The sequence below is a fragment of the Catenuloplanes nepalensis genome, from assembly GCF_030811575.1.
Classification (GTDB): Bacteria; Actinomycetota; Actinomycetes; order Mycobacteriales; family Micromonosporaceae; genus Catenuloplanes; species Catenuloplanes nepalensis.
This window is the reverse complement of record NZ_JAUSRA010000001.1, coordinates 4857516-4873186: the sequence shown is the minus strand read 5'-3', so window position 1 is coordinate 4873186 and position 15671 is coordinate 4857516. Positions and strand designations below refer to the sequence as shown.

At 73.8% G+C, this 15671-nt stretch carries 12 protein-coding genes; 2 read left to right on the top strand and 10 right to left on the bottom strand.

Going from position 1 to position 15671, the window contains the following annotated elements; all coding sequences use genetic code 11:
* Positions 1–75: 75 nt before the first annotated feature.
* Complete coding sequence (locus J2S43_RS21155; protein WP_306831795.1) at positions 76–1083, bottom strand: LacI family DNA-binding transcriptional regulator; 1008 nt, start codon at positions 1081–1083, stop codon at positions 76–78.
* A gap of 58 nt (positions 1084–1141) precedes the next feature.
* Here J2S43_RS21155 and J2S43_RS21150 point away from each other — a divergent pair, with 58 nt between their 5' ends.
* The gene (locus tag J2S43_RS21150; protein ID WP_306831793.1) at positions 1142–2530 is read left to right on the top strand and encodes a GH1 family beta-glucosidase; all 1389 of its coding nucleotides are present in this window, start codon (positions 1142–1144) and stop codon (positions 2528–2530) included.
* Positions 2531–2605: 75 nt separating this feature from the next.
* Here the strand turns inward: J2S43_RS21150 and J2S43_RS21145 are convergent, their stop codons facing one another.
* From J2S43_RS21145 to J2S43_RS21105, 9 genes are all read right to left on the bottom strand, one after another.
* The gene (locus tag J2S43_RS21145; RefSeq protein WP_306831791.1) at positions 2606–5572 is read right to left on the bottom strand and encodes a TIR domain-containing protein; all 2967 of its coding nucleotides are present in this window, start codon (positions 5570–5572) and stop codon (positions 2606–2608) included.
* Between the two features lie 63 nt (positions 5573–5635).
* Entirely contained in the window at positions 5636–6535 is a 900-nt protein-coding gene (gene mmuM, locus J2S43_RS21140; RefSeq protein WP_306831789.1) for a homocysteine S-methyltransferase, read from the bottom strand.
* Between the two features lie 88 nt (positions 6536–6623).
* On the bottom strand, positions 6624–7274 hold the full coding sequence (locus J2S43_RS21135) for a hypothetical protein (protein ID WP_306831788.1): 651 nt from the start codon (positions 7272–7274) through the stop codon (positions 6624–6626).
* Positions 7274–10126 carry an FtsK/SpoIIIE domain-containing protein gene (locus J2S43_RS21130; protein WP_306831785.1) on the bottom strand — a complete coding sequence of 951 codons (2853 nt, stop codon included), beginning with the start codon at positions 10124–10126 and terminating at the stop codon, positions 7274–7276. The genes J2S43_RS21135 and J2S43_RS21130 overlap by 1 nt, the downstream gene beginning before the upstream one ends.
* Positions 10119–11123, bottom strand: a complete 1005-nt coding sequence (locus J2S43_RS21125) for a hypothetical protein (RefSeq protein WP_306831784.1) — start codon at positions 11121–11123, stop codon at positions 10119–10121. The genes J2S43_RS21130 and J2S43_RS21125 overlap by 8 nt, the downstream gene beginning before the upstream one ends.
* 9 nt (positions 11124–11132) lie before the next feature.
* Positions 11133–11393: a hypothetical protein gene (locus tag J2S43_RS21120; protein WP_306831782.1), complete on the bottom strand. Its 261-nt coding sequence runs from the start codon at positions 11391–11393 to the stop codon at positions 11133–11135.
* Between the two features lie 223 nt (positions 11394–11616).
* Entirely contained in the window at positions 11617–11988 is a 372-nt protein-coding gene (locus tag J2S43_RS21115) for a PIN domain-containing protein (RefSeq protein WP_306839364.1), read from the bottom strand.
* Positions 11989–12039: 51 nt separating this feature from the next.
* On the bottom strand, positions 12040–13113 hold the full coding sequence (locus J2S43_RS21110) for a LysR family transcriptional regulator (RefSeq protein ID WP_306831780.1): 1074 nt from the start codon (positions 13111–13113) through the stop codon (positions 12040–12042).
* Positions 13114–13647: 534 nt separating this feature from the next.
* Positions 13648–14271: a hemerythrin domain-containing protein gene (locus tag J2S43_RS21105; protein ID WP_306831778.1), complete on the bottom strand. Its 624-nt coding sequence runs from the start codon at positions 14269–14271 to the stop codon at positions 13648–13650.
* Positions 14272–14369: 98 nt separating this feature from the next.
* Between J2S43_RS21105 and J2S43_RS21100 the strand changes: the two genes are divergently transcribed.
* Positions 14370–15671, top strand: coding sequence for a M20/M25/M40 family metallo-hydrolase (locus tag J2S43_RS21100; protein ID WP_306831777.1), 1302 nt, complete (start codon positions 14370–14372; stop codon positions 15669–15671).

Below are 15671 nucleotides of genomic sequence, written 5' to 3'. Positions count from 1 at the left end.
GACCTGGTGCGACGTCCGGCCGGCCCCGCCCTCTCATAACTCGACCTATCATAACTCCAGTTATGAAACCCTCGCTCAGGCCGTGCCGCGGCGGGCGAGGCTGGTCGGGAGCACTATCGGGACCGGTGGTGGAGCGTCGGAGCCGGCCTGGATCATGGCGATCAGGGCCTCGGCGGCGGCGGTGCCGAAGCCGGTGCGGTCCTGGGCGATCGTGGTGAGGCCGGGCGGGATGAGCGCGGCCAGCTCGATGTCGTCGAAGCCGACGATCGCGATGTCGGCGGGGACGCGCAGGCCGGCCTCGGTGGCGGTCTGGAGCGCGCCGATCGCCATCTCGTCACCGGCCGCGAAGACCGCGGTGGGCGGCGTGTCGAGCAGCAGCAGCGCGCGCATCGCGGCCCGGCCACTGTCCAGGTAGAAGTCGCCCTCCACGACGTACTCCGGCGGTAGCGGGAGGTCGTGTGCGGCCAGCCCGGCGCGGAAGCCGGCCAGCCGGTCGGTGCCCGGGCCGGTGCGGGCCGGCCCGGCTATCGTGGCGATCCGGTGGTGGCCGCTTCTCACCAGGTGGTCGACGGCCTGCCGGGCGCCGCCCGCGTTGTCGGACGTGACGAAGGTGCAGCACGGCCCGGTCAGCGGCAGGTCCAGCGCCACGCACGGGATGCCCGCGTCGGCCAGCGCGAGCACGGCCGGGTCCCGGCTGCCGTTGTCGATCATGACCACGCCGTCCAGGTTGTGCCGCCGGACCGCCCGGAGATGGCGGTCCGGCTCGTCCGCGCCGGTGGCCAGCAGCAGCAGGTGCAGCCCGTGCGCGGAGAGCGCGGTCTTCAGCGCGACCAGGATCTCCTGGAGGAACGGGTGCCGCCAGCCGCTGCGCCGGTGGTCGGTGTCCCAGACCAGGCCGATCATGTTCGACTTCTTGGTGGCGAGCGTGCGCGCGGACTCGTTCGGCAGATAGCCGATCTCCGTGGCCGCGGCCTCGACGCGCTGCCGGGTCTCGCGGCTGACCACCTCGGGCGTGTTGAACACGCGGGACACCGTGGCCACGGAGACGCCGCAGTGCCGGGCCAGTTCGCGGATCGTCGCCATGACGCCACCTCACCACACGGGGCTATGTAACCGGTTTCAGGCAGCGTACCATCGTGCCATGAGTCTGATCGGGATAGATGAGCGTGAGAAGCCGAGGCTGCCGGACATGCCGGCCGGCTTCGTCTGGGGCACGGCGACGGCGGCGTACCAGATCGAGGGCGGTGCCGCGGAGGACGGGCGCGGGCCGTCGATCTGGGACACGTTCACCCGCGTGCCCGGCGCCATCGCGGACGGCAGCAGCGGCGACGTGGCCTGCGACCACTACCACCGCTGGGCCGAGGACGTGGACCTGCTCGGCGAGCTGGGCGCGGACGCGTACCGTTTCTCGATCTCCTGGTCCCGGGTCCTGCCCACCGGCAGCGGGAAGGTCAACCAGGCCGGGCTCGACTTCTACCGCCGGCTCACCGACCGGCTGGGCGAGCGCGGTCTCCGCCCGTTCGTCACGCTCTACCACTGGGACCTGCCGCAGGCGCTGGAAGATCTGGGCGGCTGGCGGTCGCGGGACACCGCGGAGCGATTCGCGGAGTACACCGGCGTGATCGCGGACGCGCTCGGCGACCGGGTCCAGGACTGGATCACGCTCAACGAGCCATACTGCACGAGCATCACCGGGTACGCGGAGGGTCGCCACGCGCCCGGCACGCGCGAGGGCCACGGCGCGCTCGCGGCCGTGCACCACCTGCTGCTCGGCCACGGCCTGGCCACCCGGGTGCTGCGCGAGCGCCGCCCGGACGCGCGCGTCGGCATCACGCTCAACCTGTCGCCGGCCGTCCCGGCCAGTGGCAGCGAGGCCGACCGGGCCGCGGCCGACCGGCAGGACCTGCTGGTCAACCGCCAGTTCACCGACCCGGTGCTGGCCGGTGAATACCCGGCCGGGCTGACCGCGCTCTACGACGGCGTGACCGACTTCGGGTTCCGCCGCGCCGGCGACCTGGACATCATCTCCGCGCCGCTGGACTTCCTCGGCGTCAACTACTACTACCGCATCCACGTCACGGACGCGCCGTTCGCCGAGCCGGACCCGGCGCGGCGCAGCGCGTACGACATCGGGGTGCGCACGTTCAAGCCGGAGGGCGTGCCGGTCACCGACCTCGGCTGGCCGATCGAGCCGGAGGGCCTGCGCTCCACGCTCACCGGCCTGGCCGGCCGCTTCCCGAAGCTGCCGCCGGTCTACGTCACCGAGAACGGCCGCGCCGAGCTGGCACCCGGCCCGGTCCCGGACCCGGAGCGCATCGACTTCGTCGCCGGGCACCTGGCCGCGGTGCGCGAGGCGTTGGACGCGGGCGTCGACGTGCGCGGCTACTTCTACTGGTCGCTGATCGACAACTTCGAGTGGGCGCGCGGCTACGGCCCCCGGTTCGGCCTGGTCCACATCGACTACCCGACCGGCACCCGCACCCCGAAGGCCAGCTTCCGCTGGCTCCGGGAACAGCTCCGCTCCCGCTGACCCCGCCGCCGTGATCCAGGCGTCATTCATGTCGTTCTGACGACATGAATGACGCCTGGATCACCAGGGGGCAGCTCAGTCGCCGCGCCGGTGCTCGCGGGTGATCCACCAGATCAGGCGGCGCACCGGGTCCGGCTCGGCGACGCGGAAGTCGACCACCGGCACGTCGCGCAGGAACGGCGGGAGTTCCGGGTCCTCGGCCTTGGTGGGCAGCACCACCGGGATGAAGCGCACCCGGCGCGCGATGAACTCGTTCACCATCGCCAGCTGCGACTCGTCGTCCCACGGGCCGCCGTTCGCGCCGAGCACCATGACCACGACGCCGATCCGGGCGCGCTCGGCCGGGCCGGCGTCGTTCTCCTCGCCGTGCATCCACGGCAGCAGGCCCTCGTCCAGCAGCTGCTGGCGCAGGCGCTCCACGGTGCCGCGATCGACCGCCTGGTATGCCAGGTACACGTCGAAGTCGCCGACCGCGCGTTTGCCGCGGACCGTCGCGGTCGCGGTCTCCCGGCGCCGGCGCAGGTCCGCGCTCGCGTTCATCGCGGAGACCTCGTCCGCCACCGCCGGCACCGCACGATCCCGCTCGCGCAGCGAGATCTCGCCCGCCGAGCAGGCCGGGCACTCCATCGCGGCGTCGCCCCGGGCCAGGCGGCGGCGGGCCAGTTCCTCGTCCAGCTGGTAGCCGCACTCCGGGCGCGGGCAGGTGAAGACGCGGCGGCGGACCACGGTGTCCGGCAGCGCGCGTTTGGCCAGGTGGTCGGCCACGTAGTCCTCGAAGATCAGCCGGGTCTCCTCGGCCGTGCCGGGCGCGTAACACACCTCCAGCCGGCCCACGCCCTCGTCCGGCTCGGTCAGCCGGAACCCGCACCGGCCCTGCGCCCGGGTCACGTAGACGGCCGCGCCGCGCCACAGCTCGTGCTCGACGAACATGGCCGCGTGCGACAGCCGGACCGCGAGCGTGGCGTAGACGTTCTGCAGCGCGCCCTCGAACAGGAACTCCACGTCCGCCGGGCCCAGGTAGGGCGCGTCCGGCCGGTCCCGGGTCAGCTGCGACGGGAAGACCAGGTCCACACCGCCGTCGTTCGGCTCGCGCAGCGCCAGGTCGTGCTGCAGCAGCTCCTCCACCATGGCGATCAGCAGCAGCCGCTCCTCGCCCGGCTCGGCCAGCCGGGTCTCCTCCGGGATCGGGAAACGGCCGGCCAGCGCCTCCTCCTCGGCGAGGTAACCGAGCCCGTCCGGCTGCGCGCGGGCCGCGTTGATCAGCGCGGACGCGTAGCCGTCGAGTAGTTCCGGGCGCAGCAGCACGTACCCGCCGAAGGTGAACCGGCGGATCAGGTCGCGGCTCTCCAGCAGGCCCGCGCACGTGTCGAACCCGGCGCGCAGCTCCGGCTCGCCGGCAAGCTCCCGGTGCCGGGCCTGGAACAGCCGGAACAGGTCGTCGGCCCGGGACAGCGCGTGCCCGTCCGCCTTCTCGTCGCGCAGGAACCGTTTGATCGTCTCGAACAGCCGGGTGGAGATCGACTGGGGCTGCGCGGACCAGTCGATGGCGGCCGCGATCACGCCGGTCAGGTCCGCGACGCCGCGCAGTTCCCGCGCGCTGGTCTCCGCGTACCCGTCCAGTCTCAGCTCGTCGACCAGCTCGTTGATCCGGCCGCGGCTGACCTGCGGGCCGCCGCGGTCCTCGCGCGCGGAGACCAGCAGCGTGTGCACCGGCCGGCGGCCGTGCCGCAGCGCCCGCGCCCAGTAGCGGACGCCGGAGAACGGGTCCACCTCGCTGCGCGCGTCGAACACGATCAGCGCGACCGCGGCCTCCGCCAGGTGCAGCTGGTGCACCAGGCGGTAGCCGGGCTGCCCGGCCAGGTCCCAGAGCAGCACCTCGCGGGTCTCGGTGCCGCCGTCCGGCTGCGTCGCGGTCTCCTCGCTGAACCGCCACACCTGGCGCCCGTGCGTGGAGTCGGTCGCCCGGTACGGCTGCCCGGACAGCACCAGCCCGAGCCCGGACTTGCCGACACCGGTGTCGCCGAGCAGCACGACCTTCGCATTGCGGTAGCGCGACGAGTCCTGCCGGGGCGCGTCGTAGAGCCGCTCGGTGTCCAGGTCGAGCAGGTCCAGCCGCCGGTTGCGGTGGCTGCGGACCGCCAGCAGTGGCCGCTCCGGGTGGAACGCCAGCCCGCCGGCCGACTCCTCGCCGCCGCCGGCCAGATCCACCACGGCCAGGCACTCCAGCGTGTCGGTACGCCACAGCCGCAGCTCGCCGTCCTCCGACTCGGACGCGAGCAGGCTGCCGTCCGCGGACACGGCCAGCCCGATCACCGGCGCGGTGTGCCCCTCGGCCCAGGACAACATGGTGCCGGTGTGGCTGTTCGCCAGGCCGATCGTGGCGTCCAGGGCCAGGCACACCTCGACGCCGTTCGGCATCCAGATCATCTCGTCGGCCGGCCCCGCGTGCAGCGTGGTCACCTGCTCCGGCGTGCCGGCCGGATGCAGCAGCACCGCGCCCGGCCCCTCGCGGTGCCGGCTGGCCAGCGCCCGGCCGCGCGGTGACCAGGACAGCCCCTCGGTGTGCGGCGAGACGCGGAACGACGAGCGAGCCCGGCCGGTCGCGCTGTCCACCATGGTCACCGAGTGCCCGGCCGTGGCCGCGACCTGGCGCCCGTCCGGCGAGATCGTCACCGCGTGGTGCGTGCCCCGGTCCGGCAGGCTCTGGTCCCACCGCTCCCGGTTCGTCTGCACGTCCAGCATGGTCACCCGGCCGGAGCTGACCACGGCCATCTCCCGGTTCGCCACCGGCGACCACCGGTAGGCCCGCAGCAGCGTCTGCCGCGCCACCGGCCGCTCCGCCACGTGCGACTCCGGCCCGAGCGCGCCCGGCACCAGCCACAGGCACAGGCCGAGGTCCTGCCCGATCGCGGACAGCAACCGCCCGTCACAGGACCAGCCGAGCCGGGACCACTCCCGGTACTGCAGGTCCCGCACGCTGTGCAGGGTCAGCCCGGACCCGTGCGGCAGCGCATCGACGGGCAGGCGGCGTGAGGTGGCCACCCACGCAGCGTATTGGCCGCTGTCACGCCCGGGATGCCCACTGTTCGGCCGACCCCGTTCCGGCTACCGCGGCTCCGCGCCGATCGCGCGCGCGATGGCCGCGATGGCGGCCGGGCCGACGCGGCAGCAGCCGCCGACCAGCGCGGCCCCGTCCGGCACGCGCACGGCGCCGGCCGGGCCGGTCCACGCCCGCGCCGCCGCGTCCCAGGTCTCGCCGCTGTTCGGGTAGACCACCACGGGTTTCCCGCCGCTCGCCTCCCGGGCCATCGGGACGGCCGCGGCCGCGTCGGCCGGGGTGCAGCAGTTCACGCCGACCGCGACGATCGCGTCGACGCCTCTGGTCAGTGCGAACGCGTCCTCGAGCGGCTGGCCGGCGCGGGTGCGGGAGCCGTCGATCGTGAAGGACAGCCACGCGGGTACGCCCACGCCGTCCAGGGCGGTCAGCAGCGCCTCGGCCTCGCGGGTGTCCGGGACGGTCTCCAGCGCGAGCACGTCCGGGCCGGCCTCGGCGAGGATCTCCAGCCGGGGGCGGTGGAACGCGGCCAGCTCGCGCACGCTCAGCCCGTAGTTCCCGCGATACTCGGACCCGTCGGCCAGCATCGCGCCGTACGGGCCGGCGGACGCGGCCACCCACGCCTCACCGCGCGCGGCCTCCCGGGCCTCACCGCGCGCGGCCTCCCGGGCCAGCGTGACGCTGCGTCGCAGCAGCTCCGCGGCCTCGGGCGCGGGAATCCCGGCGCGCGCGAAGCCGGGAAGCGTGGCCTGGTAGCTCGCGGTGGTCAGCACCTGCGCGCCGGCCTCCAGGTAGGCGGCGTGCGCGGCGACGATCGCGGCCGGGTCGTCGCGCAGCAGCCGAGCCGACCACAGCTCGCCGGACAGGTCCGCGCCGCCCGCCTCCAGCTGCGTGGCCAGCCCGCCGTCCAGCACCAGCCGGCCCGCGGCCAGCGCCTCCGCGAATCCCATGAATGCCACGGTACGCCCGGCGCCGCACCCGGAGATCGGCGTCGCCGGAACGACCTGACTGACGACTGGCGCACCGCGGGGCGGGTCGTCAGACGTTCTGTACCACGATCGCGAGACCGGCCGTGATCAGGGACGACACGATCAGCACGGAGACCGCGCCGGACTCCAGCACCGCGCCGCGCCGGTCCGCGTAGAGCTTCGCGGCCAGCAGCGCGATGATCGGGCCGAGCGCGAGCGTGAGCAGCAGCGCCAGCACCGGCAGCACCACCGCGAGGTCGCCGCCGACCGAGTCGCCGGCCGCGCGCACGCCGAAGCCGGCCAGCCCGGCCAGCACGCCGCCGAGCACGCCCAGCGCGGCCAGGATGTTACGGGTCTGTTCCGGCAGGCCCGGGCGGCGGCCGGAGCGGGACAGCTGCGCGTGCGCGTCCATCAGCCACTCCTCGGCGCCGCGGGTGTCGCCCTCCGGCGGCAGCACGGCCGAGGGCCCGGCGCCGATCCGGCCGAACCGGGACGTGGTCTCGCCCCAGGCGTCGTACACGCGCATGTCGATGTCGTCCGCGTGCCGGTTCGCGTCGCGCAGCCGGGCGTCGGCCGCGGCGGCGCGCTGCTCGGCCTCGCGGTACTTCGCCTCCGCGTTCGCCACGGTCCGCTCGTACCAGTCGCGGGCCTCGGCCCGGTGCCCGTCGACCTCCGCGTCGATGCCGGCCAGGCTGCGGATCAGCTCGCGGTAGGAAGGCATCAGGTCCACCCGTACGGAATGATCGCCTCGGCGACGCGGTGCACCGCCCGGTCGAAGAACAGCCCGCGCCACGGCCTCGGGTACCACGCCGGGCCGCGCCCGTCCGGGTAGAACTGGGACAGCTCGCTGCCGTGCACGTCCAGCGCCAGCCAGGACCCGATCGCGTCGGTACGGGAGCCGATCCCGCCCAGGTCGTCGCGGAGCCGGCCGGGCTGCCGCCACCAGCCGAGCACGTGTGTGTGGTGCTCCGGCCCGGCGGTCAGGATCCGGCGCAGGTCGTCGAGGCCGCTCGGGACCTCGACAGCAGAGGGACCGGCGGCCGGGGTCGAAGCACCGGCGCGCGCGCCGACCGGCGGGATGATGCCGCGCCGTTGCGCCGGGGCCGGCCCGGAGCGGGCCAGCCGGGGCGTGACCGCGTCCACCGCGTAGAGCAGCAGGAAGTGCGGTTCGTCGCCGTCGTCCTCCAGCCCGGCCGCGGTCGCGCGCAGCAGCGCGGTCACGTTGTCCGCGTGGTAGACCGTGGTCCGGTCCGGCGGCAGGATGCCGTGCAGCGCGTCCACGGCGAGCGCGGCGGACGCGTCCAGCACCGCGACGGAGAACCGCGCGCCACCGTCCGGATATTGCGCGGCCAGGGAACGTGCGGCCGCGTTGAGCACCGCGCATGCCTCGTCCGCGCGCGTGCCGAGCACGGCCAGGTTCCGGCCCGGCGCGCGGTTGAGCACCAGCCGCGCGGACCGGGCCTGCACGTCGATCGCCTCGCCGAGCAGCGCGACCGGCACGCCCGCGGTCCAGCGGCGCCCGGCCGGGTCCGCGCCCGGGGCCAGCGACAGGAAGTCCGGTGCCGTCTCCAGCCGGGGGATCGCGTCGCCGTCGAAGAGCCGCGGCGGCAGCGACCCCTCCGGCCGGGACGTCCACAGCTCGCGTTGCAGCGTCCCCCACGCCTCCCGGTCGCCGGCCGGCGGCACGCGCAGGATCTGGTTCGCCTCCGGTGCGCCGGAGTCCGGGTTCACGATCGCGTGGTGCCGGGGCAGCGTGTCCGCGGCCGTGTTCTGCTCGGGCAGCACCTTGCGTGCCTTGGGAAGTGCGATCCGCAGCGAGAACTGGGCGACCAGCGACGGCCGGCCCCACAGCGCCTCGATGCCGGACACGTCCTGACTGGCCAGAATCAGGTGGATGCCCTGCGAGCGGCCACGCCGGGCCAGGTCGTCGAGCAGGTTGACCGACTCGGTGACCACCGCGTCCCGGCCGTTGAGCAGCACCTGGAACTCGTCGATCACGGCGACGATCCGCGGCCAGTGCCCGGCCGGGTCCTCCGCGCGCAGCTCCGGCAGCTTGGTCGCGTCGAACGCCTTGGCCGCGTCCGCGCGCCGGCGCAGCTCCTCGCCGAGGAACCGCAGCAGCGCCAGCCCGAACTCGCGGTCGGTGTTGACGTTCACGCCGACCAGGCGCACGTGCGGCAGCCAGCTCGGATCCCGGCGGCCCGGCGCGAACCGCGCGAAGGACACGCCCTCCTTGAAGTCGAGCAGGTAGAACTCCAGCTCGGACGGGGAGTAGCGGGCGGCGAGCGCGCCCATCCAGGCGTAGATCAGGTTGGTCTTGCCGGTGCCGGACGGGCCGGCGATCAGCGCGTGCGGCGGATAGTCGGCCAGCGTCACCGGCACCGGGCGGCCCTGTGCGTCCTCGCCGACCGGCGCGACCAGGCCCTCCGCGGACGACTCCCGCCAGCGGCCGGCCGGCAGCAGGTCGCCGAAGCGCACCGGGGCCGGGCCCTCGGCCGCGCGCCGGGCCAGCGCCGCGGACGTCTCGGTGACCAGGCGCGGCGGGGGCGGCGGGTCGAGCACCACGGGCAGGCCGCCGAGCCCGCTCGCGCGCACCCGGCCGTTCGCGCCGGTGCGGACGCGTTCCACGGACGGCCCGGACGGCATCGGCAGGCCGCGCACGATCAGGTGCACGCCGCAGGCCACGCCGGTGCGCGCGATGCGTTCCAGCTGCGCCTGCTCGTGTGGGGTCAGCTCGTCCTTGCGGCCCGCGCCGAGCAGCACCGCGATCCGCCACGGCTCCGGGCGCCGGCCCTCCGTCTCGGCCAGCTCGCGCAGCGACGTGTGCGCGCCCGCGAGGACCTTCTCGTTGATCCGGCGGATGTGGTCGACCAGGCCGTCCAGCAGCGCGGACAGGCCGCCCGGGCCGACGAACGTGAGCAGGCCCGCGTTCGCCAGCGGCGCGAAGCCGGCCAGGCCGCCGCCGAGCTGCTCCGGGTCGTACCCGGTGAGGTGCACCTGCCCCGGCGGCGCACTGCCGAGCGCGCGCAGCAGCAGCGTGGTGACCACCCGGTCGCCGGTCTCGGCGTACTCCGGGGCGTGCGCGGCATCGGCGTCGCCGGCCGCTATCTGCCGTGCGGTGGCGGCGTCCTCCGCCGCGGGCAGCGCCGACAGGTGCACATGCGCACGATCGAGAAGCGGAACCAGCGCGGGTACGGGTACGGTGCGCGCGATCCGGACCGCTCCGATCCGCAGCTCCGGCGCCACGTGCCCGCGTTCGGCCGGCGTCGGCTTCCACTCGTCCCAGCCGTCCCCGGCCGCGCCCGGCGCCTCCCGGTCACCGGCCTCCGCCGCGGCCCGGGTCAGCGCCGCGAGCTTCGCCGCGTACAACTCGTCGATCTCGGCCAGCCGGGTGTCGCGCTGCCGGGCGGCCCGGACCGGCACCTCGTCCGCGACCGCGCCGAGCCGGTCCAGCCGGGACAGCGCGGAGTCCAGCTCGCGTTCCGCGTCGGCCAGGTCGCCGCGGGCCCGGCCGAGCGCGTAGGACAGCGTCCGGCGGATCTGGCCGGCGACGGTGGCCCGGGAGTCAGCCATCGGCGTCCGGGTCCCGGTAGGTCGGCACCGTCTCCGGTGCGGCCGCGTTCAGCGAGCCGGGGTCCCGGCCGAGGCGCTTGAGCAGCACGCCGGTGAGCACCGCGCCGGCCACGGCCGCGTCCGCCGGGTGCGCGCGCTCGGCCTCGTTGCGACGGCGCCCGTCCTCGGTGCGCTCCTCGTTCTCGTCGCCGCCGTCGTTCTCCCGGGACTTGCGCTGCTCCGGCGGGACGCGGCAGACCCGCTCGGCGAGCACGTCGATGGTGGTGGCGGGCAGGCCGGGGAGCAGTTCGCGCAGCTGTTCGGCCTCCTTGCGTACCCGCGGGAGGTCTTCCGGTCTGGGCTCGTGACCGAGCAGGTCGGCGGTCAGCCGGTGCAGCAGCGCGGGGGAGAGCGCGGCCAGGCCCAGCCCGACCGGCGGCTCGACCTCGCCCAGCTCGCGGCGCATGCGGCCGGGGCTGTCCCCGCCGACCGAGGCGGCGACGCGGCGCAGCAGGTCAGCGCTGTCCGTGGCCGCGTCCCGGTCATGCTTGTCCCGCTCGCCGGGCTTCGCCCTTCCGGGGCCGCCGGCCGCGCCGGCCGACTCGTCCTCGCCCGCCTCGCCGCCGGTGAGGACCGTGACGCGCGCCTTCCACCAGCGGCCGAGCGGTGCGGAGTCCGGGGTCTGCGGCGTCTCCTGGGGACGGTCGCGCTCCTCGAACGCGACCGCGTCCCGCCAGCTGCCGTCCGCGCCGCGGGTGGCGTCGTGGCTCAGGCCGATCGCGGCGAGGTACTCGGCGATCGCGTCCTGCGCGTTGCGCAGCGCGAACGCGGCGTGCTCGGCGTGCTCGGTGGCGTTGGCCAGCTGCGGCACGCCCATCGGCTGTGAGGACGCCTGGCGGACCCAGACCAGCAGCTCGGAGGCGACCCGGAGGCGCTCGAGCGCGGCGAGGACCAGCCCGACCGGGAGCTCGTCATTGGTGGCGCGGATGCGCGCACCCAGCTCTTCCAGCAGCGACATGACGTGGGTCTACAGCGTCGCGGTGTAGGTCTGAGCTTGTTCGACGGCCGCCAGCGTGGCGGTGTAGCAGTTCTCCAGGTCCACCGTGGCCTGCTGCAACGACGCGTACGCCGCTTGCGTGGCCTGATGGCCGGAGCCGTCCCATGCCGTCGCCAGACTCATCTGCGCCTCCGAGAGCTTCTCGTTGGCCGCGCTGATCGCCACCTGGGACTCGGTCACCTGCTGGATCGCGGCCTCGATGGCGGCGCGAACCTCAGCGACACTGGCCACCACAACCCCTCTCCCCGCCCTGCGGGGAGATCCTAACGGAGACCGAGATCAACCGTGGAGCGCCCCAAGCGGTCTCGTAGGGTATTTATCCGAAACGCCGGACTGGGCTTACGCGACTCTGCGTGTAGGCAACCGTAACCAGTCGTGTCGGGATGTGCTACTTGAAAGACAGTGAATAGTTGGCTCATGCCGCAATCACTCGCCGGATCTCACCTTTGAGGCCTCATCGGACCGAGCGCGGGCCGAGCACGTCCGCGCCCAGTGCGGTGACGCGTTCGCGCAGGCCACGGTCGGCGGTGACGACCACGACCGCGGGGTCCTCGGCGTCCCGGACGAGATCCACGATGGTGTCGTCGCCGGAGCCGGGCGCGTCCACGACGGAAACCTCGGGCGCGGCGCCGATGCCCTGCGCGCGGCCCTCGACCACCAGCACCACGTCGAGCGGCGGCGGCAGGCCGGGCAGCCCGGCCGCGGCGAGCGGGCGCAACCGCTCGCGCAGCCGCACCGCGGCACCGGCGCGGTCCTTCCACCAGCCGTCCGGCACCGAGCCGACCACGTTCGCCCCGTCCACCACCAGCAGCGTCATGCCACCCAGGCTAGCCCGCCGTCCGGCCGCATCGCCGTCGTCACGCCGGAGATCGAGGTGTCATTCCAGTCGTACCAACGACTTGACCGGCGTCTGGATCTCCAGGCCTGTGTCTGGATCACCGGGCTTGTCGTGCGGCGGTGGCCGGCGGCGGTCGTCGGTGAAGGCCGAGATGGTGGTCTGGACGCCGAGGCGGGGCTTGCCGGTGACCCACTCCAGGTAGCGGGTGTTGCGGGCGATCGAGTCGAGGTACGACTCGGTGGCCAGCTCGACCACCCGGTGCGCGAAACCGGCCGCGCCGCTCTCCGGGTGCCAGCCGACCAGGTGCCGCCAGCGCAGCGGCGTGCCGGCCAGCGGCACCGTCACCAGGCCGGGCGGCGGGCGGAAGGTGGGCTGGCAGATGCCGATCGCGGCGCCGTCCTCGACCATGTCGATCGCGGCCCGCACGTCGATCTCGAAGACCTGGCGCGGCGTGAACCCGGCCCGCGCGCACGCGGCCGCGAAACAGTCCGCGAAGCAGCCGTCGCCGGGCGCGGCCACCCAGTTGTCGTCCGCGAGATCGCCGAGCGCGACCTCGTCCTGGCCGGCCGCCTTGTGGCTCTCCGGCAGCATCACGCACACGCCGTCCACCGCGACCGCGGTCCAGGCCAGCCCGAAGTCGGCGGACGGTGACGAGTCACCGCACATGCCGAGCATCGCGAAGTCCAGCCGGCCGCCGGCCAGCTTCTCGTAGAGCTCGTCGCGCAGCCACGTGGAGTAGGTGGTGATCTGCGCCTGCGGCTGGTCCTCCGCGAGCCGGCGCAGCAGCCCGCCGACGATCGGGCCCATCGTCGAACCGATTCGATATCGGGTCAGCGCGCCGCCGTTGCCGGCCAGCCGCGCCGCCTCGTCCTGCAGGCCCTTCATCGCCGGCAGCAGCACCCGCGCGCGGGCCAGCACCAGCTCGCCGAGCGCGGTCGGCCGGGCGCCGCGCCGGTCCCGGTCGAACAGCGGGCCGCCGAGCGCGCGTTCGATGCGTTGCAGTTGCGCCGTCAGCGCGGGCTGGGCGAGCCCCAAGGTCGAGGCCGCCTTTGTGACACTCCCCGTTTCCGCAATCGTGCAGACCACCTTGAGATGCCGCAGCTCCAGGTTCATAGCGTGACGGTAGGACGCGCGGGGGAGTAAGCGAAAGAGTTTCAGCCAGGGAAGTCCGGCCGAAAATACGAGTCGAACGCTGTCGGGTCCGGCTGAACCGATCATCAGCGCGATGTGCTGCACTTACCCGCCGGTACCGTACGTCCCGCGTGCGGCGCGGGTTGCAGAACAAGGGAAATCCCGCTCCCACCTGCTGATCCACTCAGCGGCCGGAGCGGTCACCATATGGGTCGGGATCACTCGATCGGGGACTTGCGGTGTCGCCATTCCCATCGAGCAAGACCGTTGCCGCGACAACCTACCGCGGCGCCGTTGATCGTCTGCCTTTTCTTCGAGATGCAATTCGAACGAGTCAATACCTGAAACATTCGTGTGCCCCCGGGCCTTTCGCGGCCACCGCGGGTCTTGCGGGGAGCTCTGCCGCCGCCCCGTTCACCCACTCCCGAACGGAGTGAACACTCTGCCTCAACGGCCGGCCGGCGCCCGCTCCGAACATGCGGGCCCGGCCACGCCGGAAGCGGAAGAACGGGAATTTCAAAGGTCTTTCGGGTACGTCGGGCGGCCCGTGACCGCGTCCAGGACCTTGTCGACGACCGCCACCGCCGGGTCCACCACCTTGTTCCACGGCGGCGTGGCCGGAGTGCCCGGGTGCGGGCGGGTCGGCGCGGCCTCCTCCGCGACCTCGATGCGGTTGCCGAGCCGGATCAGGTCGGCCTCGCTGGCCACGTCCGCGAGTTCGGGCAGCAGCCGGCTGTCCGCGACGTCCGTGTGCCGGGCGAGCTTGCCGCAGATCTCGCCGGCGAGCCGGTCGAACTCCGGGTCGGCCGGCTTGGTGGAGGAGAGCGTCCGCAGCGTGAGCAGGATGTCCCGGTCCTCGGCGATCTCCTGCTCGGCCAGCGCGCGCCCGTCCTCGAGCGCACCGGCGACCGCGGGGTAGAGGTACTGCTCCTCGGCGGAGAGGTGCCGGGTCAGCGTGGCGATCACCACCTCGGCGACGCGGGTGCGCTCCTCGCCGGGCGTGGCCGGGTCGGTCAGCCGGGCGCACAGCTCCGCGATGCGCCGGTGCTCGTCCGTGAGCACGGTGACGATCTCTTCGCCGGCCGGCTTCCAGGACTCGTCGCCGGGCACGTCGGGGAGCGGGGGAAGGGGGAGTGTCACGGGTCCTCCTCGAAGGGGCGACGGATGCGGACGCGTGATTCCCGCCGCGGTCAACCGGCAAACTCCGTCCCGGTCCGGAGGGATGGTAAGAAAGGCGCATGAGCGAAGCGGCCGAGGTTGTCGGGATCTGCCGGGACCTGCTGAGGATCGACACCAGCAACACGGGTGACCCGGAGACCAGCAAGGGCGAACGGGCGGCCGCGGAGTACGTGGCGGAGAAGCTGGCCGCCGCCGGCATCGAGCCGGTGATGCACGAGACGCTGCCGGGGCGCACCTCGCTCGTGGCGCGCATCCCGGGCGCCGACTCCAGCCGCGGCGGCCTGCTCGTGCACGGCCACCTGGACGTGGTGCCGGCCGACGCGAGCGAGTGGACCGTGGATCCGTTCGCCGGCGAGATCCGCGACGGCTACCTGTGGGGCCGTGGCGCGGTCGACATGAAGGACTTCGACGCGATGGTGCTGGCCGTGGTGGCTCAGTGGCACCGCGACGGCTACGTGCCGCCGCGCGACATCGTGCTCGCCTTCACCGCGGACGAGGAGGCCGGCGGCACGTACGGCGCGAAGGCGCTGGTCGACGACCGGGCCGACCTCTTCGAGGGCGTGACCGAGGCGATCGGCGAGGTCGGCGGCTACTCGTTCACGGTCAACGACGACCTGCGCCTCTACCTGATCGAGACCGCGCAGAAGGGCATGGACTGGCTGCGCCTGCACGCCAAGGGCCGCCCCGGGCACGGCTCGATGGTGCACGACGACAACGCGGTGACCGCGCTGGCCGAGGCGGTCGCCCGGATCGGCAACCACAAGTTCCCGTTGACCGTGACTCCCACGGTGCGCACGTTCCTGGAGCAGACCACCGAGCTGCTCGGCGTCGAGCTGGACCTGGACGACCCGGAGGAGGCGATCGCGAAGCTCGGCCCGATCGCGAACATCATCGGCGCGACCGTGCGGAACACCGCGAACCCGACCCGGCTCTCCGCGGGCTACAAGGACAACGTGATCCCGGGCCGGGCGTCCGCGACGATCGACTGCCGGACGCTGCCGGGTCAGCAGGAGCTGTTCTACGCGCAGCTGCGCGAGCTGATCGGGCCGGACATCGAGATCGAGTCCCGGGACCCGCAGCCGGCGCTGGAGACCACGTTCGACGGCGCGATCGTGGACGCGATGGCGGCCGCGCTGAAGGCGGAGGACCCGGGCGCGCGGGCGGTGCCGTACATGCTGTCCGCGGGCACCGACGCCAAGCACTTCAACCGGCTCGGCATCCGCTGTTTCGGCTTCGCACCGCTGAAGCTCCCGGCCGACCTGAACTTCTCCGCGCTGTTCCACGGCATCGACGAGCGCGTTCCGGTGGAGGGTCTAGAGTTCGGCACGCGAGTGCTGGACCGGTTCCTGCGCGGTTGCTGA

Coding starts and splice junctions, on each gene's coding strand:
- J2S43_RS21110 (WP_306831780.1), bottom strand. CDS start 13,113: ATGAACCTGGAGCTGCGGCATCTCAAGGTGGTCTGCACGATTGCGGAA.
- mmuM (WP_306831789.1), bottom strand. CDS start 6,535: ATGGGATTCGCGGAGGCGCTGGCCGCGGGCCGGCTGGTGCTGGACGGC.
- J2S43_RS21155 (WP_306831795.1), bottom strand. CDS start 1,083: ATGGCGACGATCCGCGAACTGGCCCGGCACTGCGGCGTCTCCGTGGCC.
- J2S43_RS21100 (WP_306831777.1), top strand. CDS start 14,370: ATGAGCGAAGCGGCCGAGGTTGTCGGGATCTGCCGGGACCTGCTGAGG.
- J2S43_RS21135 (WP_306831788.1), bottom strand. CDS start 7,274: ATGCCTTCCTACCGCGAGCTGATCCGCAGCCTGGCCGGCATCGACGCG.
- J2S43_RS21150 (WP_306831793.1), top strand. CDS start 1,142: ATGAGTCTGATCGGGATAGATGAGCGTGAGAAGCCGAGGCTGCCGGAC.
- J2S43_RS21130 (WP_306831785.1), bottom strand. CDS start 10,126: ATGGCTGACTCCCGGGCCACCGTCGCCGGCCAGATCCGCCGGACGCTG.
- J2S43_RS21125 (WP_306831784.1), bottom strand. CDS start 11,123: ATGTCGCTGCTGGAAGAGCTGGGTGCGCGCATCCGCGCCACCAATGAC.